Below are 24,384 nucleotides of genomic sequence, written 5' to 3'. Positions count from 1 at the left end.
GATGTTCTCAGCCCTGTTCATTAGCCGGCCCAAGCTGGCGCTTGTTATTTCGCTTGTCCTGACGATCATGGGCGGCATCGGCTATTTGGTTCTGCCGGTCGCTCAGTTCCCGGACATTACGCCACCGGTGGTCAGCGTGACGACCACCTACACTGGCGCCAACGCCGAAACCGTGGAAAACACCGTCGCCGCCCCGATCGAGGCGCAGGTCAACGGTGTAGACGACATGATCTACATGACGTCGACTTCGGCAGACAACGGATCCTATTCGCTGAACGTCACATTCGAAGTAGGCACTGACCCGGATATCGCCTCAGTCAACGTGCAGAACCGAGTGGCTCAGGCCATGTCATCCCTGCCCTCCGAGGTAACCTCGTCAGGTGTGGTCACACAAAAAGCATCCACCAACATGCTGTTGCTGGTGACGCTGACCTCACCGAATGAGACGTATGACAGTGTCTTTCTATCAAACTATGCTTCGATCAACCTGAAGGACGCGCTGGCGCGTGTTCAGGGTGTGGGTAAAGCCGACGTTCTGACCAATCTTGAATACGCCATGCGGATCTGGATGGACCCGGATCAGATGGCTGCTTTGTCCATCACACCCGGTGACGTGATCAATGCAATTCGGGAACAAAACGTCGAAGTTTCGGCCGGTTCTATCGGCGCTCCTCCGGTCCCGGAAGGGCAGACCTTTCAATACACGATCAAAACCAAGGGCCGCCTAACCTCGGCCGCAGAGTTCGGCGACATTGTCATCCGGACTGGGGATGCCGGTTCAATCGTACGGGTCAAGGACATCGCGCGGGTCGAGCTGGGCGCGGAGTACTATGCGGCCTCGGGCTATTTTGACAGTGTCCCGGCGACGGTAATCGGTATCTACCAGGCCCCTGGCGCGAACGCGCTGGCCGTGTCGGACCGAGTAGAGGCCGAGCTTGAGCGGTTGTCACGTACCTTCCCGACGGATGTGGAATACGCTGTTCCATTCAACACGACGGACTTTGTAAATCAGTCGCTGAATGACGTGGTCACGACCCTGATCTTGACCTTCATCCTTGTGATTTCGGTGGTGTTTGTTTTCCTTGGAAGCTGGCGCGCGACGATCATTCCAGCGGTTGCGATCCCCGTCTCGTTGATCGGGACCTTTGCGTTCCTGCTGCTGTTTGGCATGTCGCTGAACACGATCTCATTGTTCGCTTTGGTGCTGGCCATCGGCATCGTGGTTGATGACGCGATTGTTGTGGTTGAAAACGTCGAACGGATTATCGCAGACGAAGGCCTTCCCCCTGCCGAGGCGACGCGCAAAGCCATGGGGCAGATCACCGGTCCGGTGATTGCGACAACGCTGGTTCTGTTGGCGGTGTTCGTACCCGTCACCTTTATGCCCGGCATCTCGGGGCGGCTTTATTCGCAGTTCGCTGTGACGATCTCGACCGCTGTTGTGATCTCGTCGATCAACGCGTTGACGCTGTCGCCTGCGTTGTGCGGGTTGGTGTTGAAGGCGCGATCCGGCCCACCCAAAGGGCTGTTGGCAGTGTTCGAGAACTTCATCGGTGGTGTTCGCAGTGGCTATGTCGCCATAGTCCGGAAACTACTGATCCTGCCTATCGTTGGTCTGGGCATCATCGTGGCGCTGGCCATGGGTACGGGCACAATCATGTCCAACACCTCAAGCGGCTTCCTTCCACTTGAAGACAACGGATATCTGTTCGTGGATGTGCAACTGCCAGACGCTGCGACGTTGGAACGGACCGAAGCGGTCACTGCACGTGTCGACACACAGATCCAACAGATCCCCGGCGTCGCAAGCACAGTTCTGATCAACGGCTTCTCGATCCTGAACGGCACAACGACAAACGGCGCCGCGATCTTTGTGAACCTCGACAACTGGGATGAACGGAAAGAGGATGACCTGAGCGCTGACGCGATCCTGCAGAAAGTACTGGCGATAGCCTATGGTGAATCCGCTGCATCGATCATCGCGTTCAACCCACCACCCATTCAAGGCTTGGGCAACTCGGCTGGCGTCGAGATGGAGGTGCAGCAGACCGGAGGCGGTACGCCTCAGGATCTGGCCTCGGCGGTTGGGTCGTTCGTCTATGCGGCTAACCAACGTCCTGAAATCGGTCAGGCCTATACCACTTTCCGGGCCAACGTTCCTCAGTTGTTCGTGGATCTGGACCGCGAAAAGGCCAAGACGCTGCAAGTGTCCGTGGCCGAGGTGTTCCAGACGATGCAGGCGCAGTTGGGGTCATACTATGTGAACGACTTCAACCTGTTCGGACGTGTGTATCGCGTGATGATCCAGGCCGACGGTTCATATCGTGATAATGTCGACGATATCGCGAACCTGTATGTGCGATCGACCAAGGGTGAGATGGTGCCGTTGGGTACGCTCATCGATGTCGAAAACGTACTGGGTCCGGTCTTGCTGAAACGTCACAACCTGTTCCGTTCGGCGACCGTAACGGCGGTTCCGGCCCCTGGGTTATCCACCGGTGACGCGATTAATGTCATGACCGAGGAATCCACGACTGCCCTGCCCCCGGGCTATGCTTTTGAATGGACCGGTACTGCACAACAGCAATTGGCGACCGGTGGTCTGGTGGTCGTCATCCTCGGGCTGGCGATCCTGTTCGGCTACCTCTTCCTTGTGGGGCAATACGAGAGTTGGACCTTGCCCGTGTCGATCCTGCTATCGGTGATCGTCGCCTTGTTCGGGGCGGTGGCGGCCGTGGCCATCGTGGGCAGCGACATCAACCTCTATACGCAGATCGGGATGATCATGCTTGTGGGGCTGGCCTCAAAGAACGGCATTCTGATCGTTGAATTCGCGATGGAACAACGCGCCAAGGGGTTGTCGGTCAAAGACGCCGCAGCCGAGGCCGCTTATCAGCGTTTCCGTGCGGTAATGATGACGGCCCTGTCCTTCCTGTTGGGTGTTGTGCCGCTTCTGGCGGCCAGCGGCGCGGGTGCCGCCAGTCAGAAGGCCATCGGTGTCGCCGTGTTCGGCGGGATGCTGGCAGCCACTTTGGTCGGCGTGATCCTAGTGCCGGTCCTATACGCCTTGCTGCAAGGGATGCGGGAATGGATCAAGGGAACCAAGGATGATCCGGGCTCATCAGAAGAGGCCGCGTGATCCAAAACAAAAGCCCCGCCAAACTGGCGGGGCTTTTACTTTTTTGGTCAGGCGTTCACTACGACGGGTTCGGTTTTGCGATCCATCCAGCCTTGAATGCCGGCGATTTGCTCGGCACTTAACCGCAGGCCCATCTTGTTTCGGCGCCAAACAACATCTTCAGCCGTGCGCGCATATTCTTTGTCCATCAGCCACGCCAATTCCCGTGCGGTTAGCGTCGCGCCGAAGTCCTCGCCCAGATCCGATGCGGACTTGGCATCGCTCAAAATTGTCTTGGCCTCAGTGCCATAGGCGCGAACCAGTCGTTGCGCCCAGACACGATCCAGAAACGGGTAGTCGGCCGACAGTGCCTCGACCAAATCCGGTACGCCACCAACTGGAAAATCGCCGCCCGGAAGCGAAACGCCTGCAGTCCAGGGGCCGGGAAGATCGGGGAAATGCTCTGACACTTTGTCCATCGCACTCTCGGCAAGACGCCGATAGGTGGTGATCTTGCCGCCAAAGACATTCAGCACTGGCGCCCCACCCTGCGCGTCAACTTTTAGTGTATAATCCCGCGTTGCCGCGGTGGCGCTGCTGGCCCCGTCGTCATACAGCGGACGCACACCGGAATAGGTCCACGCGATGTCATCGCGCGTAACCGGTTTTTGGAAATACTTCGAGGCAAACGCGCACAGATAGTCCTGCTCTGTCTCCGTACAGGTCGGGGGCTCTGCTGGGTCTGGGTGATCCTGATCCGTTGTGCCGATCAGCGTAAAATCGCGCTCATACGGAATGGAGAAAATGATGCGCCCGTCTTCACCTTGGAAGAAATAGCACTTGTCGTGATCATAAAGCTTAGGCGTCACGATATGGCTGCCGCGCACCAATCGCACACCTTCACGAGAGTTGATGTGGATCTTGGTCTGGATGATGTCCCCAACCCAAGGTCCACCTGCGTTGATTAACATTTTAGCCTGCACCGTCTGCGTGTCGCCGCTGTGCTTATCGCGGATGGTAATTTCCCACAGATCATCGACGCGTTTGGCCGCCAGAACTTCGGTCCGCACCAGAATATTCGCCCCACGTGCCTCGGCATCGCGGGCATTCAGCACAACCAGCCGTGAATCCTCAATCCAACAATCGGAATACTCGTAGCCTGTGTGAAACTTGTCCTGCAGCGGCCTGCCTTCCGGCGCGCTTTGCAAATCCAGTGAGCTTGTCCCCGGCAGGATTTTGCGCCCCCCAAGATGGTCATACATAAACAGGCCCAGACGGATCAACCACGCCGGGCGCCGTCCCTTCATCCAAGGCATTACTGTGCTGAGAAGTCGCGATGTCGGCGTTTCAGAATCGAACCGCATATCCTTGTGATACGGCAACACGAACCGCATCGGCCAGCTGATATGCGGCATTGCCCGCAGCAGGGTTTCACGCTCGATCAACGCCTCGCGCACCAGACGGAATTCAAAGTACTCCAGATACCGCAGGCCGCCATGAAACAGCTTGGTCGAGGCCGAAGACGTCGCCGAGGCAAGATCGTTCATCTCGGCCAATGTCACGGACAATCCGCGCCCGGCCGCATCGCGCGCTATTCCGCACCCGTTAATCCCACCACCAATGATGAAAAGGTCCGTGACCTTGTCCGTGTGCCGTTCCATGTCCGGATGATTCTCTTTGTTTGAAAAACCGGGCTCATTAACCCGATGAACGCGCGTTTCGTCAACGTTTACTTTCGTTTATTTTCGTTTTATCACCACAAATCGAAGTGTTTCAAGTGTGTGGTCGATCAGATCTCTTGGAAACCCTTCGAAATTAGAACAAAAACGAACACACACCGTTTCGGAGCCGACCATGTCCCTTTCCTTTCGTCAGTCAGACATTCTGAACATCGCCAGACAGGATGGCCGTGTGATGGTGGATGACCTGGCCGCTCAGTTCGGGGTCACGGTTCAGACCATTCGCCGCGACCTGTCTGAGCTGGCGGATCTGGGGAAGCTGGACCGGGTTCATGGCGGGGCCGTCATTCGCTCAGGCGTTTCCAATATTGGCTATGAGGATCGCCGGGCCCTGAACGATGAGGCCAAGGCGCACATTGCGTCGGCCTGCGCCCTAGACATCCCGGACGGCGCGTCGGTTTTCATGAATATCGGGACCTCGACCGAGGCGGTTGCGCGCCAATTGGTGAACCACAAGAACCTGATGGTCGTCACAAACAACATGAATGTCGCCAATATTCTGGCCGAGAACACCGATTGCGAAATCGTCGTCGCGGGTGGTGTCCTGCGCAGATCGGATGGCGGGCTGGTCGGCAATCTGACGGTCGCAACCATCCGGCACTTCAAATTCGACTATGCGGTCATCGGCTGCTCGGCACTTGATGCCGATGGCGACCTACTGGATTTCGATTTTCAAGAGGTCCAGGTCAGCCAAACGATCCTGGCCCAGACACGGCGCACCTTTCTTGTGGCCGATCATTCAAAGTTTCAGCGTGCAGCCCCCGCGCGTATCACTTCATTGGCTGAGATCGACACGTTCTACACGGACCGGCCTCTGACGGACCGCCTAAGCAAGAGGTGTCAGGCGTGGAAGACCGACCTTCGCGTGTGCCAATAGCCCCCTAAGCAGTTCTCCTAAAAGGTGAACTGGGTAAGAGTTTTCTTGCCAGACCTCCCAGTGCCTGACAGTATCGCGATATTGCGGTCGTTGCACGGAAGGGGAGAACCGGGCCATGATAGCGCTTTTATTTGCGTTACTTACAGCCACCATGGGGCTGAATTATTTTCAACAAACAACGGCAGCCAATGCGCTGTTTTTCTTCACGCTGGCGTTGAGTGTGTACTGGCTGAAATTCCACGCCACCAGCCAATTGACCATCCAGTTGTAGGGGACGGTGATGACACCAGAACTGTCCCGAACCCTGAACGCCATGGGCATGCTGGCCGTCAGTCTGGTGCTGCTTTTGGCCTTTGTTTACCAACTGACGCTTTACGAACTGCCCTGCCCGCTTTGCCTGCTGCAGCGCGTCGGCTTTGTCGCCGTGGGCGTTGGGCTGGGGTTGAACCTGCTATACGGCGCGCGGCCGCAGCACTATTCTTTGATGTTAATCGCAGCGCTTTATGGCGGCAGCGTTTCTGTCCGCCAGATCCTTCTGCATATCGTTCCCGGCACGGGTCATTACGGCTCGCCCGTGTTAGGGCTGCACTACTATACGTGGGCGGCCATTTGCTTTTTCCTGATCCTGTTGGGCACCGCGGTTATGCTGCTGTTTGATCGCCAATACGCTGACGACACTTCGGAGCAGCCGCGGTTTGGCGGAAGCACACTGGCCAAAACAGCCTTTTTTGTCATGTTTGGTTTGGCTGTTCTGAACGCCGGCTCGACACTGCTTGAATGTGGTCCTGGCATTTGCGCTGACCCGCCAACCACCTACAAAGTGATTGACGAACTGGGCTCCAACAATTGAGGATGGGAAAACCTTCCCGAACGGAGGCACGAAGATGGGGTTACTTGGGCAGCCGCTTGGCTACTATGACTACCTGACATTTGTTGCGTTGATCTTGCTGCTGGCCGCCGTCATGGCGCTGTTTCTATTCGTGATGGGATTGCCCGGCCGCATCGCAATTAAACGCAACCACCCTCATGCCGAGGCGATAAAGATCATGGGATGGATGGGGTTTCTCGCCATCGTACCCTGGGTCCATGCCTTCATCTGGGCGTTCCACGATGGAACGGTGGTCGATATCCGCCGTATGCCCGATGATGAGCGTGAGGCGGTTCGCAAAGAAATCAAGCGCTTGGGTGGTGAGTTGACGGAAGAATACCGTGACCCGCTGGATCCGGAAGAGACGCAAAAGAGCTAAGGCCAAAGGAAACTACAAAATATGTTTGTCGCCCTCGGCATTACGCTTTTCTACATCATTTTCGTCTGGCTTATTTTCTTCAAGTTCCAGTGGCTGAAGTTCAACATCATGTGGGGCATCGTATCCTTCTGGGTCGGTGCGCACCTGCTGTTGATCTTCCTTGTCGCCCTTCGGTTCTTTCAGCCGTTCTCTATCGACAGCCACGTGGTCCGCTCGACCATCCAGATCGTCCCACGGCTGACCGAACCGACGATATTGACTGAGGTACTGGTCGAGCCAAATACCGAAGTCACAAAGGGCGATCCACTGTATCGGTTCGACGATACTGTGTTCGCGCTTGAAGTTGAGGAAGCCACAGCGCAACTGGTCGCGGCCGAGCAGAACGCCAAGATCCTTGAACAGGACGTCATTGCCGCAGGGGAAGCCATTGAGCGTGCCAACGCTCAACTTGCCTACGCACAGACGCAGCAAGCCCGATACGAAAATCTTGTACCCGCAGGTGGTGCGCGTCAGGACGAGCTGGATCGCTGGAACGAACAGGTGACCGAGGATCAGGCTCAGGTCAAAGAGGCCACGGCCAATCTGGAAAAGGCGCAACTGGCGCTGGATTCCCAGATTGACGGCGTGAACACCGGCATCCTTCAGGCGCAGGCGCAATTAGACAAGGCCCAGTACTTCCTGGACAACACAACAATCTACGCCCCCGAAGACGGCATGATCGTGTCCCAACAAGCCCGTCCCGGTCTGGTCGTCGGCGATATTCGCCTGGGCGCCATTGCCAGCTTTGTCACCAAGGATAACCCTTACATTCTTGCAACCTACCGTCAGCAGAACCTGAAATTTGTCGAGGTCGGCCAACCCGTTGAGGTAGCCCTTGATCTGTATCCGGGTGAAATCCTGACCGGCAAGGTCGAGGCAATCTGGTGGGCAACCCGACAAGGTCAGTACTTGCCGTCTGGCCGCCTGCCGGGGTTTGAGCTGCCAAAACTGCCCGGACGCATTGCCGTGCAAATCTCGGTCGATATCCCGGACGGGCACACCTTCCCTGCCGGTGGTCACGCGGCCGTGGCGATTTATACCGGTCAGGGCAAAAGCTTTGAGTTCCTAAGGCGGATCAACATTCGTCTCTATTCCTTCGCCAACTTCATTCGACCACTGGATATTTAAGGACGCAAATGATGACCCGGGCCAGACTTTACCGCCGACTGATGGGTACAGCCCTATGCGCCGCCCTTCTGGTCGGTTGTGCGCCAGTTGGCCCAGACTTCGTGCGCCCAAGCTCTCCGGTCGTGAAGCAGTGGATTGAGGTCAACACCCCAAGCACTGGTCAAAGCGGTCTGACCTCGCGCAGCGCTCCGGTGGTGAAATGGTGGCAGACCTTCAACGACCCCACCCTCAATAAATTGATCGCCGAGGCCTACGCCCAGAACCTTGACCTGCAGGTCGCCGGTGCCCGCGTCTTGCAAGCGCGCGCGCAGTTGGGCATCGCGTTCGGCGAGCTCTATCCCCAATCGCAGGCCATCGGTGCATCCATTGAACGCCGTCAGGTCAGCGACAACCTCGGACCGATTTCCGATATCCGCCGGATCATTCCGTTGGACACCGAGTTTTCGACCTCGCAGGTCGGCTTTGATGCCCAATGGGAACTGGACGTGTGGGGCCAGCAACGTCGTGGCGTTCAGGCCGCGCGATCCAATCTGGCGCTGCAAGTGGCCAACTATGACGACGCGCTTGTCACCCTGACCGGCGATGTTGCGGCGCTTTATGTCAACATTCGCGCCTTGCAGGAGTCGCTAGCCGTGGCGCGCGACAACATCAAGCTGCAACAGGAATCAGCGGACCTGACCCAATTGCGATTTGAAAATGGCGTGACAACCGAGCTGGACGTACAGGAATCCACGGCCCTGTTGAATAATACCAAGGCCTTGGTGCCAGAGATTGAAAGTGATCTACAACAGGCCAAAAATGCTTTGGCCGTGCTGTTGGGAACCACGCCGTCCCGCATGACCAGCCTACTAGGCAATTCCGGGCGGATCCCCTCTGCGCGTACGAATGTGTCCGTCGGTGTCCCCGCCGAGCTTCTGCGCCGCCGCCCAGACGTTCGCGCAGCCGAGTTGGAAGCGGCCACGCAATCAGCGCAGGTCGGGATCGCTTTGGCCGACCTTTATCCGCAATTTATCCTGTCAGGTGCTATTGGCCTGCAAGCCTCGGGCGGGCAAGATCTGTTTTCAGCAGGCAGCAACACCGGGCTCGCGAATGCCGGTGTGGTCTGGAACGTGCTGAACTATGGCCGGATCAAAAACAACGTCCGCGCGCAGGATGCGGCCTATCAGGCGTTGATCGCCAATTACCAGAACACTGTCCTGACCGCCTATTCCGAGGTTGAAAGCGCCATGGTGGCCTATGCCCAATCTCGCAAGCAAGTTGGCTTCTATGAAAAAAGCGTCGCGGCTTCGCGCAAAGCGGCTGATATCGCCATCGACCAGTATCGGGACGGTATCGCAAGCTATTCGCGTATCCTGAACACCCAAACAGCCCTGTTGCGATCACAAGCCAATCTGATTCAGGCCCGCCAGCAGGTGTCCAGCAATCTGGTTGCGGTTTACAAGGGATTGGGTGGCGGCTGGCAGATCCGGCAGAACCAAGAATTCCTACCAGAAACCGTTCTGGCCGAAATGGCATATCGCACAGATTGGGGCGATCTTCTGGAGAAAACCCCAACCCGTGCCAGTCTGAACTGAGTGTTACTTCGTCAGCCCGCGCAAACCGCCTGAAATCAGGATGTTCACCTCGTACAGAATACGTGGTGCTGCCAGACCACCGGGGCTGGCGAGGTAATTCGGGCTCCATTCTGGATCGAACTTCTGCTTGAAGGATCGCAGCCCTTCGAAGTGATAGAACTGCTCGCCGTGCTCATATACGAACCCGCCGACGCGGTTCCAGAAAGACGCCAGTTGACGGTTCTCAATTCCCGAAAACGGTGCCGCTCCTAGCGAGAACCAATGGAACCCCTGCTCTGCCCCCCAGGTCATCATCTCGGCAAACAAGGCGTCCATGATAAAGTTCGACCCGTCCGGCTCATACCGCATCAGGTCCAACGACAATTCGGACTTGTTCCCGCCTTGGAAGAGGTTGGCGAAGGCGACGATCTTTCCCGTATCTGCCTTCTTCAGCACCGCGAAATCGAAATAAGACAGGTATTCATCGTCAAACCCGCCCAAGGCGAACCCCTTCTCCTCGCCCGCCTTATGCTCCAGCCAATCGTCTGAAATCTTGCGCAATTCGGGCAACACAGGGCCCACTTTGTCCTTCGGTATGATCTCGAACACATACCCTTCGCGTTCGGCCCGGTTCTTGGCCTGACGGAACCGCTTGCGAGATTTGCCGTCCAGCGAGAAATCTTTCAACGGCACGCGCGCGACCTCTCCGATCTTCAGAATAGACAGGCCCAGATCCAGAAACGTCGGCAGGTACTTAGTCGATACGCTGTAGAAAGCGCACAACTTGCCCTCACGGTCAGCCATTTCGCGCAATTGCCAGATCAGTTGCTTTCCGGCGGTTTCATCCCCAACCGGCTCCCCCTTGGTGATCAGCGCATTGCCTGTGTCGGCATAAGCCAGAAATGCGTCATCGTCCGGTGAAATCAGGAATTGCTTGTCGCCGGTCAGTGAAATCTGCGACTCGGTGTCTTCGCTTGCCATGACCAGGCGTTCAACAACCTCGGGGATCTCCGTCCGGACCAGTTCCGGAACCTCGCGCCCGAACAAAGAATTCACGGCCACCACACCAAGAATAACCGCCACCACAAGGCTGGATCGCAAAAAGCGCGAGGCGTCACCATTCCATGCGAACTCCCACCACAAGGCGTTCTTGTACTCGACATGCGAATAGGAAAACAGCCCGACCCAAAAGACGACCAGAAGCAAGGCGACCACGCTGACCAGCCACGGGATGTTCAGACGGAATATCGAGGCCCCGCTGACCCGGTAAAACGCTCCGCGAAACGTGGCCAGCAAGGCGATAGTGCCCAACATGCTGATCGCTTCGTGCGTATCCAGACCCTTGGCCAGCGAAGCAACAAATCCGGCAACCATCAGCAGCATGGCCACTATCCATGCGCGGTACAGCTTGCGGAACAGGCCGCGTGAAACAAGGATCAGTAGAACTCCGACAGCGCTTCCGGCAAGATGCGAAGCTTCAACGAAGGACAAAGGTAGAAAGTCCCGCAAGGCGCTAAGGTTCTCGCAGCCTGCAGGCAACGCCCCGGACACCAGCAGAATGACACCCGCCACGGCGGCCACGCCTGCGGCAACCATCGGCACAATCGGACGGATCACGCGGTAAACCCACGTGGCGGCTCCGCTGATGTGATGTCGGTGCGTCAGGGCCGAGGCCACCGCGATGGAAAGCGTCGCAATGGCGAACGGTAAGAAGGTATAAACCAAACGATATAGCAAAAGGGCGGCGATCACGTCAGACCGACCCGAAGCACCTAGCCCGGCGATCAAAGTCGCCTCAAATGCGCCAATCCCACCTGGAGCGTGGCTGAGAATTCCGACTGCAATGGCGCCAATGTAAATGGTGAAGAAGAACGGAAACCCGACCCCAAGGTCATCCGGCATTAAAACATACAGCGTCATGGACGCCCCAAACAGGTCGCCCACAGCCGCCAGCGTCAGCAATCCCGGCAACTTGCCGCCCGGCAGATTGAAACCCAAACCACCGGTGGCCAGTCTGCGTCCGCCCTTGGACAGCCAAATGAACAAGGCTGCAAAACCAACAAGCAGGCACAGCCCTATCACGGTTTCGAACGTGTCACTTATCGGCAGAACCTTGGACACTCCATCCGGATGAAAGGTTAGCAACCCGCCCAAAAGCAGAATGAAACCCGACCAGAACGCGATCCAGGATGTAGCGATCACCCCCGCGACTCGACCCAGATCAAGACCCAGGGACGCATAGATCCGATACCGGATCGCCGTGCCGGTGATGTAGGAAAACCCAAGGCAATTCGAGACGGCATAGCCACAGGCCCCAGCCATGCCTGCGACAGGCAATGGGACCTCACCATCTGCCACGCTTTGCACGGCAAACACATCGTAAAGTGACAGTGACAAAAAGCTGACTGCCGTCCAGCACAGGGCGAAAAACATCAGTTTCCACGATGTGTTCGCGACGTCCGTTTTTACATCGGCCCATTTGACGTGCGAAGACAGTTCATGAAGGACAGTCAGGGCAATAAGGGTAACCAGAATCGGTATCGCGATTCGGACTACGGGCTTTTCAAGAAATCCCGATACCCGCTCGGCCAGGCGCACAGCCCAGAGTTCTTCGGCATTTTCATGAGTTGCCATGCTTTGTCCCTGCTCTCAGGCGCGATCACACTCTGCACGATCGAAACGCGCAGGCCGACTTTCGCACAATTTCGTTCAAGCTCAAAGCGCTACGGGCGTCAGACCCGACCTTTGCGCGTGGACAGCAACAGGTTAGTCTCGGACTTGGTTATCCCTTCCATGCGCCGGATCTGGAACAAAACCTCGTCCAGTTCGGCCAGGGTTTCGGTCCAGATTTCGGCGATCAGATCCCAGCTGCCGTTCGTGGAGTGAACCGCGCGCACCTGCCGCATAGCAGCGATACGAGCCATCGTACGTTCAGTCCCACGGCCTTCGATTTCCAACATCATCAGCCCGCGCACCGGGCTTTGCGCAACGTCCTGTCGGGTGAGGACGGTGAACCCAACTATCTCACCAGACTGTTTGAGCCGTTGCAGTCGGCTGCGGACAGTGGTGCGGGTTACCCCCAGCGTTTCGGCGAGTTCGGATAGCGATGCTCGTGCGTCGCGGTGCAATGCACTCAGCAGCCTACTATCCAAATCGTCCATAACCACTTCCCATTTCGCTTATCCGAATGTCATTTTGAACATTTTGCTGTCTTTTCGCAAGCCATCATGAGGGACTAGATAGTCATATGGATACGCAAAATGTAATATTGGTTGGCGCACCGATGGACGCAGGAAAGCGTCGTCAGGGCTGCCGCATGGGCCCGGACGCCTATCGGGTGGCCGGTCTGGAACAAGCTCTAACTGACCTCGGACACCAAGTGACGGATGTCGGAAATGTCGGTGCCGATCCGTCAGATGTACCGGAGCATCCACACCTTGTGGCCCTGCCCGAGTGCGTCGGTTGGACCAGCGCTCTGAGCCGCGCCGCACAGGAAACCGCACCGAACGGCCTGCCGATTTTTATGGGCGGCGATCACGCCTTGTCCATGGGTACGGTTTCAGGAATGGCAGCGCATGCCGACGGGATCGGGCGACCTCTGTTCGTGCTTTGGCTGGACGCACACAGCGACTTTCATACACCTGACAGCACGGGCAGTGGCAACCTGCACGGCACACCGGTTGCTTATTTTACGGGGCAACCCGGATTTGACGCCTTCCCTTCGCTGACTGCCCCGGTCCCAACGGATCGAGTAGGCATGATCGGCCTGCGATCCGTGGACCCGGCTGAACGTGCACGACTGGAACAGGATCAGGCCATGTTGGCAGACATGCGCAGCATTGATGAACATGGCATCAAGGCGCCGTTGATCGCGTTCCTCGACCGAGTACGCGCAGCAAACGGTATCCTCCACGTCTCACTGGACGTCGACTTTCTGGACCCTTCAATTGCGCCCGCTGTTGGCACAACTGTTCCTGGAGGAGCGACCGAACGCGAAGCCCATCTGGTGATGGAACTGCTGCACGAAAGCGGTCTGGTCTGCTCACTGGACCTGGTCGAACTGAACCCGTTTCTGGATGAGCGTGGACGAACCGCAAAACTGATGGTCGATCTGGCCGCATCCCTGCTTGGGCGCCGAATCTTCGACCGCCCGACCCGGAGTTTCTGATGAATTCCCTGCAATCTCCTTCCGCTGTCGTCATGGTTCGACCGCACGAGTTTGTGTCGAACCCAGAGACTCGCCATGACAATGCGTTTCAGACACTGGCACACCGATCCGCCGAAGCGACCTCAGCAGCCGCGCGCGATGAACATGATCGCGCAGTCGAGCAACTGCGCGATGCAGGCGTCACAGTTCATGTATTTGATGATCACGGTCAACAGAACACGCCGGACAGTGTCTTTCCCAACAACTGGTTCTCGACACATCCCGGCGGGCACGTTGCGATCTATCCGATGTTTGTTCCGTCGCGTCGACGCGAACGCCGCACAGATGTTATCGAGTTGCTGAAACAGGAATACCGCGTTCAGGACGTGATCGATTATTCGGGGCTGGAACAGGACGATCTCGCACTGGAAGGTACCGGAGCAATGGTTCTCGATCACGTCGGCCGCATCGCTTACACGGTCAAGTCAAACCGCGCTGATCCCGTTTTGTTGGAGCGGTTCTGTACCAACTTCAATTACGAACCCATCGCGTTCGAAGCTAGGGACGACGCAGGCCGAGACGTTTATCACACCAATGTCCTGATGGGGATCGGCACACATTATGCACTGATCTGCCTCGACATGATCATCGATGCCGAACGCCGCGCGACCGTACAGGCGCGATTGGAAGAATCCGGTCGCGCCGTAATCGATCTGTCCCATGACCAGATCGCAGATTTTGCCGGAAACACCATCGAGCTTAGTGGTCGTGATGGGCTCGTGCTGGCTCTTTCCAGTCGCGCCAAAGATGCGCTGACACCCCAACAGACCGACATTATCGAAGACAGCGCCACTCTGCTGCCATTGTCAGTTCCAACCATAGAAACAGCCGGAGGATCAGTGCGTTGCATGATCGCCGGTATCCACCTTTCCCGCCGATAGGAGACCATGATGCAACCTTCCGACAAGGCGCTTGTGCCCTTTGTATCCGTCGACAACATGATGCGGCTGGTGCACCACATCGGGCTTGAAAAGATGATCACTCAGATCGCAGCTCAGATTGAATCCGACTTCAAACGCTGGGAGAGCTTTGACAAAACCCCCCGCATCCCGGCCCACTCACCCCATGGCGTGATTGAGCTGATGCCGACTTCGGATGGCGAGGCCTACGGGTTCAAGTACGTCAACGGCCACCCGAAGAACACGTCCGAGGGCCTGCAGACCGTCACCGCCTTCGGCCTGCTGGCTGACGTTTACACCGGCTACCCGACCCTGTTGACCGAGATGACGATGCTGACCGCGCTACGCACCGCCGCGACGTCAGCATTGGTGGGCAGTTACCTGGCCCCGAAAAACTCGCGCGTCATGGCTATGATCGGCAACGGCGCGCAGTCTGAATTCCAATGTTTGGCGTTCAAGGCCATGTGTGGAATTGACACCGTACGTATGTATGACACCGATCACGCAGCGACCGAGAAATGTGCAGCGAACCTCAAGAACACCGGACTGACAGTTGTGTTATGCAAAACACCTGAAGATGCCATCGAGGGCGCGCAGATCATCACCACCTGCACAGCGGATAAGAAATATGCCACTATCCTGACCGACAACATGGTTGGACCGGGCGTGCATATCAACGCCATTGGCGGAGACTGTCCCGGCAAGACCGAGTTGCACCGAGACATCCTTCTGCGGTCTGAGATCTTTGTCGAATACCCCGAGCAAACTCGTATCGAAGGCGAGATTCAGGCGTTGGATGACGATCATCCGGTGACCGAGATGTGGCAGGTGATGACAGGTCAGGCCAAGGGGCGCCAAGATGACCACCAGATCACGCTGTTTGACAGCGTCGGCTTCGCGATCGAGGATTTCTCTGCGCTGCGCTACATCCAGTCCGCCATCGAAGGCACTGATTTCTTTGAACCTTTGGACATGCTGGCCGATCCGGATGATCCACGGGATCTGTATGGGATGCTGATGCGGGCGAGCTGAAGAACCCGCACTTCGCATCAACTAACCCCCGGTTCACCACCGGGGTTTTTTTCTATCCGGCGAGTGACGGCAGGTAGAGTACGATACCGGGAAACGCCACGAGCAGCGCGATCGTCACACCATCGGCGATGAAGAACGGGGTTACGCCTTTGAACACGTCCTGAACGCTCAGATCCGGACGCACGCCTGCAACCACGAAACAATTAAGGCCAATGGGCGGCGTGATCAGGCAAAACTCGGCCATTTTCACCACCAGAATACCAAACCAGATCGCACACATTGGACCAGACATGCCAAAGGCGCTTTCGGCGGCGCTGACCGTCTCACCCCCGTTCAGGGCCATGACCGCCGGATAGACGACCGGTAATGTCAGCAACAGCATCCCGATGGCATCCATGAACATGCCCAAGACCGCATAGGCGAGCAGGATACAGATCAGGATCAGCATCGGCGACATTTCCAACGAAGTGATCCAGTCCGAGAACGCGCCCGGAAGATCGGCAAACCCCAGAAACCGTACGTAGATCAGCACCCCCCAGATGATCGTGAAGATCATCGCGGTTAGTTTGGCAGTTTCCAGCAGCGCCGACTTCAGTTCGGGCCACCGCATTCCGTGGAAAAGGGCGAAACAGAAGACGATGAAGGCACCGATAGCCCCGCCTTCGGTTGGAGTGCCCCAAGCCTTTTCTCCAAACGGGTTGTAGACAAAGCAAATGATGATCAGGATTACAGCGACAATCGGAAAGGCGCCCGGCAGTGACGCAAAACGCTGTTTCCAGGTGAAACCTGTTACCGGTGGACCAACGTTTTTGAATACAACCGCGATGCCGACGATAAGCAGACCGTACACAACGGCCGAAAATGCACCGGGGATAAACCCGGCGAGCAGCAGTTTACCGACATCCTGTTCTACGATGATGGCATAGATCACAAGGATCGCAGATGGCGGGATCAATGAGGCCAGTGTACCGCCCGCTGCGACCACTCCGGCTGCGAATTGCTTGTTGTAACCGACTTTCAGCATCTCGGGGATAGCGATCCGGGCGAACACAGCCGAGGTCGCCACCGACGCGCCAGAAACGGCCGCGAACCCGGCTGTGGCGAACACAGTCGAAACCGCGAGCCCTCCGGGCACCCACGCAACCCAACGTTTAGCGGCCTCGAACAACGCGCGCGTCAGCCCTGCGTAATAGGCAAGATAACCGATCAAGATAAAGGTGGGGATCAGGCTGAGTGTATGGGCCGCAACCTTGGAATGGGGCACCTGCCCCGCCGTCTTGACCGCGACGGTTAGTGCTTTGCCGAAGCGATCAGGATCGTATCCAAACTTGGCCCAGAAAATCCAAACCAACCCGACCAGCCCCGCAAGAGCCGCCGCGAAGGCCACGCGCATTCCGGTCACAACCAGAACCAGCAGGCCACCCGTGACCCACAGGCCAATCTCTATCGAGTCCATGCGTTAGTCCTGCCCTTCGAATTGTTCGGCTTCGGCAGCGGCCTGAGCAGCCGCATCCTGTATCAGTGGAACGGCTACGGGGCTTTCGGCCCCTACGATCAGCGCGCGACCATATCCCCAGACCTGAAGCAGCAACCGCAAGCAGAGCACCGAGAACGCCACAGGTGCCAGCAATTTGGCCGGCCAAAGCGGGATGCCGATGTCGATCGAACTGTCGCGGCTCCACATAGGAGCGCCAAAGTCGAACGAGCGGTCAAAATGGGACCAGCTGCCCCACACTAAAGCCAACATCAGCAGAAGGATCAGAAGGACCGAGATTAGCTCGAACAACCAAAGTGCCCGCCCGTGCAGACGTGAGATGACAATGTCCATCCGGATATGACCGCCATCGCGCTGTACATATGAAATGCCCAAAAACGCAATCAGCGGCATCGCCTGTTCGATCCAGTCGACATAACCGGGCAAAGGCGCGTTGATCGCATTGCGTCCGCTGACCGAGACAACCGCCAGAACCATAAGACTGAACACGGCGATACCGCTGATCAGAGCCAGAAACCGCTCTAACCTCAACAACTTACGGCCCAAAGAACTCAGGAGGCTGTTGTCTTCAAGCACCGTGGCCTGTCCTGCCATTGCGGTGTTCCCCTGTATTTTTATCGGTGTCCGGATGCCCCGATGGGCACCCGGATTTTGCGTTTAGTTACCGCTGCGCTGCTGTTCCAGCGTGGACTGGACCAGATCATACAGGTCCTGCGCAGGGATACCCTGAGCGGACATATCCTCAATCCACTGTGCCCGGATGGGATCGGCAGCTTTGGTGCGGAACTCTGCGATTACCGCATCATCGATCTGTACCTTTGCGACGCCCTTTTCGTCCAAAACACTGTCCCACTGGTCCAGCAGCGACCCATAATTGGCCAGATAGTGATCAATCGCTTCGTCGATCGAACTGTCCAGCGCCTCGCGATGCTCAGCCGGCAGTGCCTCATAGGCATCGATATTGACCACAACCGGGCAATTCACAGTGCCGGGGTTCAGGTTGGCCGTCCACCAATCTGCTTCGTTGATCGTGCCAAAAGACAGGTGCGCGTGCTGAGCAAAGGCAACCGTGTCAACGACACCGGACTCCATTGCGTTAAAGGCTTCGGTTGCAGGAACCGAAGTCGGCACACCACCAACCGCCTCGAATGCCTTGCCCAGACCACCTGTGGCGCGGACACGCATGCCTTCGAACTCGGCAAGTTCGTCACGCGGGTCGCCGGTTCCGACGATGTTGTACTGCGGCATGGGCGAGGTCATGATGATACGCGCATTCCACTGCGCCATCTCATCCTTAACGGCAGGGTGATCGTAGACCGCGTGGCTGACGGCAACTTCCTCATCCAGATTGTTCACGCCCAGGAACGGCAGTTCCAGAACGGTGATCGCGCGGTTTTTGTCGCGATGATATCCGGCACAGAACTGAGCCATCTCAAACGCACCAATTTCGATTCCATCCAGATTTTCGCGCGGCTTGGACAGGCCACCATAGCTGACATTGATGGTGAAATCGCCGTTTGTCTTTTCGCTGACCAACTCAGACAGTTTCTCGACATGCTCGGTGAACGCACGACGTTTGCCCCAGACCGAAGCATTCCATTCAGTTGCGGCTGCCTCGGACACGAACGCAACACACAAGGCGGCCACAGCAGAGCCGCTCAAGATCTTTTTCATACTGATTTCTCCCTTTGCTGCACCCCCTTACCGAGGCGCTTGGCGTCAAAGCTAGCGCCAACATCGGAATGTGCCAACCCCCGGTCAACATTCCTGACCAGCTGCGAATGGCACCGTTGAACGCTAACAACCGAAAGGTGAGTCACAGATGCAATTTAGTTGTAACCGGGCGGCCTATTTCCACAGAATTTTTCATTACAGCCAAAGCTATGTAAAAAAACTACTTTCCCCGATAATGGTCTCTTTCTTTACAAAATCACCCTGGGTCAAAAAAATAATTTACAAACTAATCGTGAGAATTCGGTAATTTATTTCCTTGTTTTCAGCTCTCCGTATTATTGCGCATAAGGAGGAAACAGATCGACATCGCCAGTTCAGCAGGCAAAATCGGTCTGATTCAATATGATCCAGAGGGAGGAGCCTCAGAATGACAACCGCTGCCCAGGCAGAAGCCAATACCTTTCCGCCGTCCGCCGAAACCGTGGCCCGCACGCATGTTAACGCTGAAAAATACACTGAGATGTATGCGGCTTCGATCAACGATCCCGTCGCGTTCTGGGACGAACAAGGCAAGCGGATCGACTGGATCAAGCCCTACACACAGGTCAAAGACGTAAACTATGATTTCGGCTCGGTCGGAATCAACTGGTACGCAGACGGCACGCTGAACGTTTCGGCCAACTGCCTGGACCGCCATCTGAAGACCCGCGGCGATCAAACTGCGATCATCTGGGAACCGGATGATCCAAAAGACGAAGCGCAGCACATCACCTATGCTGAGTTGCACCGCCGGACCTGCCGGATGGCAAACATTCTGGAATCGCTGGGCGTGCGTAAGGGCGACCGCGTCGTGATCTATATGCCGATGATCCCCGAGGCCGCCTATGCCATGCTGGCCTGCGCGCGTATTGGCGCGATCCATTCGATCGTCTTTGCGGGTTTCTCACCAGACGCTCTGGCGGCGCGCGTCAATGGCTGCGACGCAAAGGTTGTCATCACCGCCGACGAGGCCCCTCGAGGCGGCCGCAAGACTGCGCTGAAATCCAATGCGGATGCTGCTCTTCTGCACTGCAAAGACACAGTGAAATGCCTGTTGGTCAAGCGCACCGGTGGTCAGACCACATGGATCGACGGCCGCGACTACGACTATAACGAAATGGCGCTTGAGGCGGACGACTATTGTGCACCCGCTGAGATGAGCGCAGAAGATCCGCTGTTCATCCTCTACACCTCAGGCTCGACCGGACAACCCAAGGGTGTGGTACATACCACTGGCGGCTATCTGGTATTCGCATCGCTGACCCATGAGATCACCTTCGATTACCACGAGGGCGATGTGTATTGGTGCACGGCTGACGTGGGCTGGGTCACAGGCCACAGCTATATCGTCTACGGCCCGCTTGCCAACGGCGCGACTACATTGATGTTCGAAGGTGTCCCTACCTACCCCGACGCAGGCCGTTTCTGGGAGGTGTGCGCCAAGCACAAGGTCAACCAGTTCTACACCGCACCAACCGCGATCCGCGCGTTGATGGGGCAAGGCAACGAGTGGGTCGAAAAGCATGATCTGAGCGACCTGAAACTACTGGGCACCGTGGGCGAACCGATCAACCCTGAAGCCTGGAACTGGTACAATGAGGTGGTCGGCAAAGGAAATTGCCCCATCGTTGACACGTGGTGGCAGACCGAGACCGGTGGTCATCTGATGACTCCCCTGCCCGGAGCACACGCGATGAAGCCTGGTGCCGCGATGAAGCCTTTCTTTGGCATTCAACCGGTCGTGTTGGACCCGCAGTCTGGTGTCGAGATCACCGGAAACGGTGTCGAAGGTGTTCTGTGTATCAAAGACAGCTGGCCCGGCCAGATGCGCACCGTCTGGGGTGATCATGAACGATTCGAGAAGACCTATTTCTCGGATTACAAAGGCTACTACTTTACCGGGGACGGCTGCCGTCGTGACGAGGATGGTGATTACTGGATCACTGGCCGGGTTGACGACGTGATCAACGTCTCGGGCCACCGCATGGGCACAGCCGAGGTCGAAAGCGCTCTGGTCGCGCACGGCGCGGTCGCTGAAGCTGCTGTAGTTGGCTATCCCCATGAAATCAAAGGACAAGGCATCTATTGCTATGTCACTCTGATGAATGACCGTGAGCCGTCGGATGAGTTACTGAAAGAGCTGCGCACATGGGTCCGGACCGAGATCGGCCCGATTGCATCGCCTGACGTGATCCAGTGGGCTCCTGGTCTGCCCAAGACCCGCTCGGGAAAGATCATGCGCCGTATCCTGCGCAAGATTGCCGAGAACGACTTTGGCGCATTGGGTGACACGTCTACGCTTGCCGATCCGTCGGTGGTCGAAGACCTGATCGAAAACCGTGCGAACAAGTGAGGATGTGATGGACGCTGCCACGATCACCACACCCGCTGTTCTGATCCTTCTCGGCCCTCCGGGTGCCGGGAAGGGAACACAGGCCCGTATGCTTGAAGACAAGTTCGGGCTGGTTCAACTCAGCACCGGCGACCTGTTGCGTGCGGCTGTCGCCTCAGGAACTGAGGCCGGCAAGGCCGCTAAGGCGGTGATGGAAGCCGGCGATCTGGTCAGCGACGAGATCGTCATTGCCATTTTGCGCGACCGTCTTGCTGAACCGGATTGCGCCAAGGGCGTCATTCTTGACGGCTTTCCACGCACAACGGTTCAGGCCGAGGCGCTGGACGGATTGCTGTCGGAAACCGGGCAGAAGATCAACGCCGCCATCAGTCTTGAGGTTGAGGACGGCGAAATGGTTATCCGTATCTCGGGCCGCTACACCTGCGCCGGATGTGGCGAAGGGTTCCATGACACGTTCAAGGTCCCTGTTGTTAAAGGCAAGTGTGACAAGTGCGGCAGCACCGAGTTCAAGCGCCGTGCTGATGACAACGCCGAAACCGTCGCCTCGCGGCTGGCTGCGTATCACGCGCAAACCGCGCCTTTGATTACTTATTACCAAGACCACGGCGTTCTAAAAGGCCTGAACGCCATGGGCAATATCGATGACATCGCGGGCAATCTGGAAAGGATTGTCAGCGACGCCATGAACTAAGGGAAGACGGCCCGCCCTGAATAAGGGCCCAATTCCTAAAGGAAAACTTCAAAGTACCCGCCTTGGCGGATCGGAGAAGTCGTGCCTGATGCCACCCTGGCATTCGGCATTTCGAAAAGCGACCCCGCGCGTTGGAGGTTTTGGACAACGGGTCGCCCATGGAAGAAGCGAAGGAGGAACCCGCAATGGCGGATCAATCAACACACTCCGCGCAGACTGCCGAGGCCGACAAGGGCTATTGGCAGGCGAACCTGCGTCTCATCTACATCAGCCTCGTGATCTGGGCGCTGGTGTCTTTTGGATTCGGCATTCTGCTGCGTCCGCTGCTGTCTGGCATCGCCGTTGGCGGCACCGATCTGGGCTTTTGGTTCGCTCAGCAAGGATCGATCTTGGTCTTTTTGGTGCTGATCTTCAACTACGCCTGGCGCATGAACAAGCTGGACGCCGAATACGGCGTGGATGAGGAGTAAGCGGAATGGACCAGTTTACCATCAACCTGCTCTTTGTCGGCGCGTCCTTTGCGCTGTACATCGGCATCGCGATTTGGGCCCGTGCGGGTTCCACATCGGAATTCTACGCCGCCGGTCGCGGCATTCACCCGGTCACCAACGGCATGGCAACAGCGGCAGACTGGATGTCTGCGGCCTCGTTCATTTCGATGGCGGGCCTGATCGCCTTTACCGGCTATGACAATTCGACCTTCCTGATGGGTTGGACCGGCGGTTACGTGCTGCTGGCACTGCTGCTTGCGCCCTATCTGCGTAAGTTTGGCAAATACACTGTCTCGGAATTCATCGGCGACCGTTTCTACAGCCAGACCGCGCGTATCGTTGCAGTGATCTGTCTGATCGTTGCATCGGTGACTTACGTGATTGGTCAGATGACCGGTGTGGGCGTGGCCTTTGGCCGCTTCCTCGAAGTATCGAACACCTCTGGTCTGCTGATCGGTGCTTGTGTCGTGTTTGCTTACGCAGTGTTCGGTGGGATGAAAGGCGTGACCTACACTCAGGTCGCACAGTACTGCGTACTGATCACTGCCTACACAATCCCGGCGATCTTCATCTCGCTGCAGCTGACCGGCACGCCGGTTCCGGCGCTGGGTCTGTTCAGCGATACTGCCAGTGGTGAGCCTTTGCTGACCAAGCTTGACGCGATCGTGACCGAGCTGGGCTTTAACGAATACACTGCCCACCACTCGAACACACTGAACATGGTTCTGTTCACACTGTCGCTGATGATCGGCACCGCCGGTCTGCCGCACGTGATCATGCGCTTCTTCACCGTACCGAAAGTGTCGGATGCCCGCTGGTCCGCTGGCTGGACGCTGGTCTTCATCGCTCTGCTGTATCTGACCGCCCCTGCGGTTGGCGCAATGGCGCGTCTGAACATCACCGACATGATGTGGCCCAATGGTGGCATCGAAGGTGGCGCTGTCTCGGTCGAGGATATCGACAATGATCCGCGCTATGACTGGATGCAGACGTGGCAGAAAACCGGTCTGTTGGACTGGGAAGACAAGAACGGCGACGGCAAGATCCAGTACTACAACGACAAGAACGCCGACATGCAGGCACTTGCCGAAGAAAAAGGCTGGGTTGGAAACGAGCTGACCAAGTTCAACCGCGACATCCTGGTTCTGGCCAACCCCGAGATTGCCAACCTGCCGGGTTGGGTGATCGGTCTGGTCGCTGCCGGTGGTCTTGCGGCTGCTCTGTCGACCGCTGCGGGTCTGTTGCTGGCGATCTCGTCGGCGGTATCCCACGACCTTGTCAAAGGTGCGATCAACCCGCAAATCTCTGAAAAAGGAGAACTGCTGGCTGCTCGTATCGCAATGGCTGTGGCCATCGTTGTCGCAACCTATCTGGGTCTGAACCCACCGGGCTTTGCGGCGCAAACCGTGGCCCTGGCGTTTGGTCTGGCGGCTGCCTCGATCTTCCCGGCGCTGATGATGGGGATCTTCTCGACCCGCATCAACAATACCGGCGCGGTTGCGGGCATGCTGGCTGGTCTGACCGTAACCCTGGTCTACATCTTCCTGCACAAGGGCTGGCTGTTCATTCCGGGCACCAACTCGTTCACTGATGCTGATCCGCTTCTGGGTCCGATCAAGTCGACCTCGTTCGGCGCCATCGGTGCAATGATCAACTTCGGCGTCGCTTACGTCGTCGCCGGAATGACCAAAGAGACTCCGCCGGAGATCGTTGAATTGGTCGAAAGCGTGCGTATTCCCCGTGGCGCAGGCGCAGCTCAGAATAAATGAGTATGATGCGGTGCATGGATCCTTTTCACGTAC

The 24,384-nt window shown here is 57.1% G+C and carries 20 protein-coding genes; 14 read left to right on the top strand and 6 right to left on the bottom strand.

The window, feature by feature from the left end:
• Position 1: 1 nt before the first annotated feature.
• Positions 2-3,139, top strand: coding sequence for an efflux RND transporter permease subunit (locus AC2FI8_RS00985; protein WP_496722400.1), 3,138 nt, complete (start codon positions 2-4; stop codon positions 3,137-3,139).
• A 47-nt stretch (positions 3,140-3,186) separates the two neighbouring features.
• Here AC2FI8_RS00985 and glpD read toward each other — a convergent pair whose 3' ends face one another.
• The gene (gene glpD, locus AC2FI8_RS00980; protein ID WP_496776530.1) at positions 3,187-4,779 is read right to left on the bottom strand and encodes a glycerol-3-phosphate dehydrogenase; all 1,593 of its coding nucleotides are present in this window, start codon (positions 4,777-4,779) and stop codon (positions 3,187-3,189) included.
• A gap of 193 nt (positions 4,780-4,972) precedes the next feature.
• Here glpD and AC2FI8_RS00975 point away from each other — a divergent pair, with 193 nt between their 5' ends.
• The 6 genes from AC2FI8_RS00975 (at position 4,973) to AC2FI8_RS00950 (ending at position 9,722) form a co-directional block, all read left to right on the top strand.
• Positions 4,973-5,734 carry a DeoR/GlpR family DNA-binding transcription regulator gene (locus AC2FI8_RS00975; RefSeq protein ID WP_496776528.1) on the top strand — a complete coding sequence of 254 codons (762 nt, stop codon included), beginning with the start codon at positions 4,973-4,975 and terminating at the stop codon, positions 5,732-5,734.
• Between the two features lie 115 nt (positions 5,735-5,849).
• The gene (locus AC2FI8_RS00970) at positions 5,850-6,005 is read left to right on the top strand and encodes a DUF5993 family protein (RefSeq protein ID WP_496766643.1); all 156 of its coding nucleotides are present in this window, start codon (positions 5,850-5,852) and stop codon (positions 6,003-6,005) included.
• Positions 6,006-6,014: 9 nt separating this feature from the next.
• Complete coding sequence (locus AC2FI8_RS00965) at positions 6,015-6,584, top strand: disulfide bond formation protein B (protein WP_496776526.1); 570 nt, start codon at positions 6,015-6,017, stop codon at positions 6,582-6,584.
• 34 nt (positions 6,585-6,618) lie between these two features.
• Positions 6,619-6,981, top strand: coding sequence for a DUF3302 domain-containing protein (locus AC2FI8_RS00960; RefSeq protein WP_113788976.1), 363 nt, complete (start codon positions 6,619-6,621; stop codon positions 6,979-6,981).
• Positions 6,982-7,002: 21 nt separating this feature from the next.
• Complete coding sequence (locus AC2FI8_RS00955) at positions 7,003-8,148, top strand: HlyD family secretion protein (protein ID WP_058273814.1); 1,146 nt, start codon at positions 7,003-7,005, stop codon at positions 8,146-8,148.
• An 11-nt stretch (positions 8,149-8,159) separates the two neighbouring features.
• Entirely contained in the window at positions 8,160-9,722 is a 1,563-nt protein-coding gene (locus tag AC2FI8_RS00950; RefSeq protein WP_496776524.1) for an efflux transporter outer membrane subunit, read from the top strand.
• Between the two features lie 3 nt (positions 9,723-9,725).
• On the opposite strand, the gene mprF is transcribed toward AC2FI8_RS00950, so the two are convergent.
• Both mprF and AC2FI8_RS00940 read right to left on the bottom strand, forming a co-directional pair.
• Positions 9,726-12,335, bottom strand: coding sequence for a bifunctional lysylphosphatidylglycerol flippase/synthetase MprF (mprF, locus tag AC2FI8_RS00945; RefSeq protein ID WP_496776522.1), 2,610 nt, complete (start codon positions 12,333-12,335; stop codon positions 9,726-9,728).
• 98 nt (positions 12,336-12,433) lie between these two features.
• The gene (locus AC2FI8_RS00940; RefSeq protein WP_496722388.1) at positions 12,434-12,862 is read right to left on the bottom strand and encodes an Lrp/AsnC family transcriptional regulator; all 429 of its coding nucleotides are present in this window, start codon (positions 12,860-12,862) and stop codon (positions 12,434-12,436) included.
• Between the two features lie 86 nt (positions 12,863-12,948).
• Here AC2FI8_RS00940 and rocF point away from each other — a divergent pair, with 86 nt between their 5' ends.
• Genes rocF through ocd form a run of 3 tightly spaced genes read left to right on the top strand, consistent with a single transcriptional unit; the run spans position 12,949 to position 15,839 of the window.
• Positions 12,949-13,869, top strand: coding sequence for an arginase (gene rocF, locus AC2FI8_RS00935; RefSeq protein ID WP_496776518.1), 921 nt, complete (start codon positions 12,949-12,951; stop codon positions 13,867-13,869).
• A complete protein-coding gene (ctlX, locus tag AC2FI8_RS00930) occupies positions 13,869-14,789 on the top strand; it encodes a citrulline utilization hydrolase CtlX (protein WP_496776516.1) in 921 nt (306 codons plus the stop codon). The genes rocF and ctlX overlap by 1 nt, the downstream gene beginning before the upstream one ends.
• A gap of 6 nt (positions 14,790-14,795) precedes the next feature.
• On the top strand, positions 14,796-15,839 hold the full coding sequence (ocd, locus tag AC2FI8_RS00925) for an ornithine cyclodeaminase (protein ID WP_496766652.1): 1,044 nt from the start codon (positions 14,796-14,798) through the stop codon (positions 15,837-15,839).
• Between the two features lie 52 nt (positions 15,840-15,891).
• On the opposite strand, the gene AC2FI8_RS00920 is transcribed toward ocd, so the two are convergent.
• The 3 genes from AC2FI8_RS00920 to dctP all read right to left on the bottom strand — a co-directional run bounded on the left by AC2FI8_RS00920 (position 15,892) and on the right by dctP (position 19,008).
• Positions 15,892-17,295 carry a TRAP transporter large permease gene (locus tag AC2FI8_RS00920; protein WP_058273820.1) on the bottom strand — a complete coding sequence of 468 codons (1,404 nt, stop codon included), beginning with the start codon at positions 17,293-17,295 and terminating at the stop codon, positions 15,892-15,894.
• Between the two features lie 3 nt (positions 17,296-17,298).
• Positions 17,299-17,928 carry a TRAP transporter small permease gene (locus AC2FI8_RS00915; protein WP_496776514.1) on the bottom strand — a complete coding sequence of 210 codons (630 nt, stop codon included), beginning with the start codon at positions 17,926-17,928 and terminating at the stop codon, positions 17,299-17,301.
• A 63-nt stretch (positions 17,929-17,991) separates the two neighbouring features.
• The gene (gene dctP / locus AC2FI8_RS00910) at positions 17,992-19,008 is read right to left on the bottom strand and encodes a TRAP transporter substrate-binding protein DctP (protein WP_058273822.1); all 1,017 of its coding nucleotides are present in this window, start codon (positions 19,006-19,008) and stop codon (positions 17,992-17,994) included.
• A 427-nt stretch (positions 19,009-19,435) separates the two neighbouring features.
• Between dctP and acs the strand changes: the two genes are divergently transcribed.
• The 4 genes from acs to AC2FI8_RS00890 all read left to right on the top strand — a co-directional run bounded on the left by acs (position 19,436) and on the right by AC2FI8_RS00890 (position 24,351).
• A complete protein-coding gene (acs, locus tag AC2FI8_RS00905; RefSeq protein WP_496776512.1) occupies positions 19,436-21,400 on the top strand; it encodes an acetate--CoA ligase in 1,965 nt (654 codons plus the stop codon).
• A gap of 7 nt (positions 21,401-21,407) precedes the next feature.
• Positions 21,408-22,091: an adenylate kinase gene (locus AC2FI8_RS00900; RefSeq protein ID WP_496776507.1), complete on the top strand. Its 684-nt coding sequence runs from the start codon at positions 21,408-21,410 to the stop codon at positions 22,089-22,091.
• Positions 22,092-22,276: 185 nt separating this feature from the next.
• Positions 22,277-22,561 carry a DUF4212 domain-containing protein gene (locus AC2FI8_RS00895; protein ID WP_496722375.1) on the top strand — a complete coding sequence of 95 codons (285 nt, stop codon included), beginning with the start codon at positions 22,277-22,279 and terminating at the stop codon, positions 22,559-22,561.
• Between the two features lie 5 nt (positions 22,562-22,566).
• Positions 22,567-24,351, top strand: coding sequence for a sodium:solute symporter family protein (locus AC2FI8_RS00890; protein ID WP_058273825.1), 1,785 nt, complete (start codon positions 22,567-22,569; stop codon positions 24,349-24,351).
• Positions 24,352-24,384: the final 33 nt, after the last annotated feature.

The organism is Ruegeria sp. CDSB029 (assembly GCF_059611125.1).
Note: the sequence above shows the minus strand (reverse complement) of the source record. Positions and strands in the feature narration are given on the sequence as shown.

Coding starts and splice junctions, on each gene's coding strand:
- AC2FI8_RS00920 (WP_058273820.1), bottom strand. CDS start 17,295: ATGGACTCGATAGAGATTGGCCTGTGGGTCACGGGTGGCCTGCTGGTT.
- AC2FI8_RS00895 (WP_496722375.1), top strand. CDS start 22,277: ATGGCGGATCAATCAACACACTCCGCGCAGACTGCCGAGGCCGACAAG.
- ctlX (WP_496776516.1), top strand. CDS start 13,869: ATGAATTCCCTGCAATCTCCTTCCGCTGTCGTCATGGTTCGACCGCAC.
- acs (WP_496776512.1), top strand. CDS start 19,436: ATGACAACCGCTGCCCAGGCAGAAGCCAATACCTTTCCGCCGTCCGCC.
- rocF (WP_496776518.1), top strand. CDS start 12,949: ATGGATACGCAAAATGTAATATTGGTTGGCGCACCGATGGACGCAGGA.
- AC2FI8_RS00955 (WP_058273814.1), top strand. CDS start 7,003: ATGTTTGTCGCCCTCGGCATTACGCTTTTCTACATCATTTTCGTCTGG.
- AC2FI8_RS00900 (WP_496776507.1), top strand. CDS start 21,408: ATGGACGCTGCCACGATCACCACACCCGCTGTTCTGATCCTTCTCGGC.
- AC2FI8_RS00960 (WP_113788976.1), top strand. CDS start 6,619: ATGGGGTTACTTGGGCAGCCGCTTGGCTACTATGACTACCTGACATTT.
- AC2FI8_RS00950 (WP_496776524.1), top strand. CDS start 8,160: ATGACCCGGGCCAGACTTTACCGCCGACTGATGGGTACAGCCCTATGC.
- AC2FI8_RS00965 (WP_496776526.1), top strand. CDS start 6,015: ATGACACCAGAACTGTCCCGAACCCTGAACGCCATGGGCATGCTGGCC.
- AC2FI8_RS00890 (WP_058273825.1), top strand. CDS start 22,567: ATGGACCAGTTTACCATCAACCTGCTCTTTGTCGGCGCGTCCTTTGCG.
- AC2FI8_RS00975 (WP_496776528.1), top strand. CDS start 4,973: ATGTCCCTTTCCTTTCGTCAGTCAGACATTCTGAACATCGCCAGACAG.
- AC2FI8_RS00985 (WP_496722400.1), top strand. CDS start 2: ATGTTCTCAGCCCTGTTCATTAGCCGGCCCAAGCTGGCGCTTGTTATT.
- glpD (WP_496776530.1), bottom strand. CDS start 4,779: ATGGAACGGCACACGGACAAGGTCACGGACCTTTTCATCATTGGTGGT.
- AC2FI8_RS00915 (WP_496776514.1), bottom strand. CDS start 17,928: ATGGCAGGACAGGCCACGGTGCTTGAAGACAACAGCCTCCTGAGTTCT.
- mprF (WP_496776522.1), bottom strand. CDS start 12,335: ATGGCAACTCATGAAAATGCCGAAGAACTCTGGGCTGTGCGCCTGGCC.
- dctP (WP_058273822.1), bottom strand. CDS start 19,008: ATGAAAAAGATCTTGAGCGGCTCTGCTGTGGCCGCCTTGTGTGTTGCG.
- ocd (WP_496766652.1), top strand. CDS start 14,796: ATGATGCAACCTTCCGACAAGGCGCTTGTGCCCTTTGTATCCGTCGAC.
- AC2FI8_RS00970 (WP_496766643.1), top strand. CDS start 5,850: ATGATAGCGCTTTTATTTGCGTTACTTACAGCCACCATGGGGCTGAAT.
- AC2FI8_RS00940 (WP_496722388.1), bottom strand. CDS start 12,862: ATGGACGATTTGGATAGTAGGCTGCTGAGTGCATTGCACCGCGACGCA.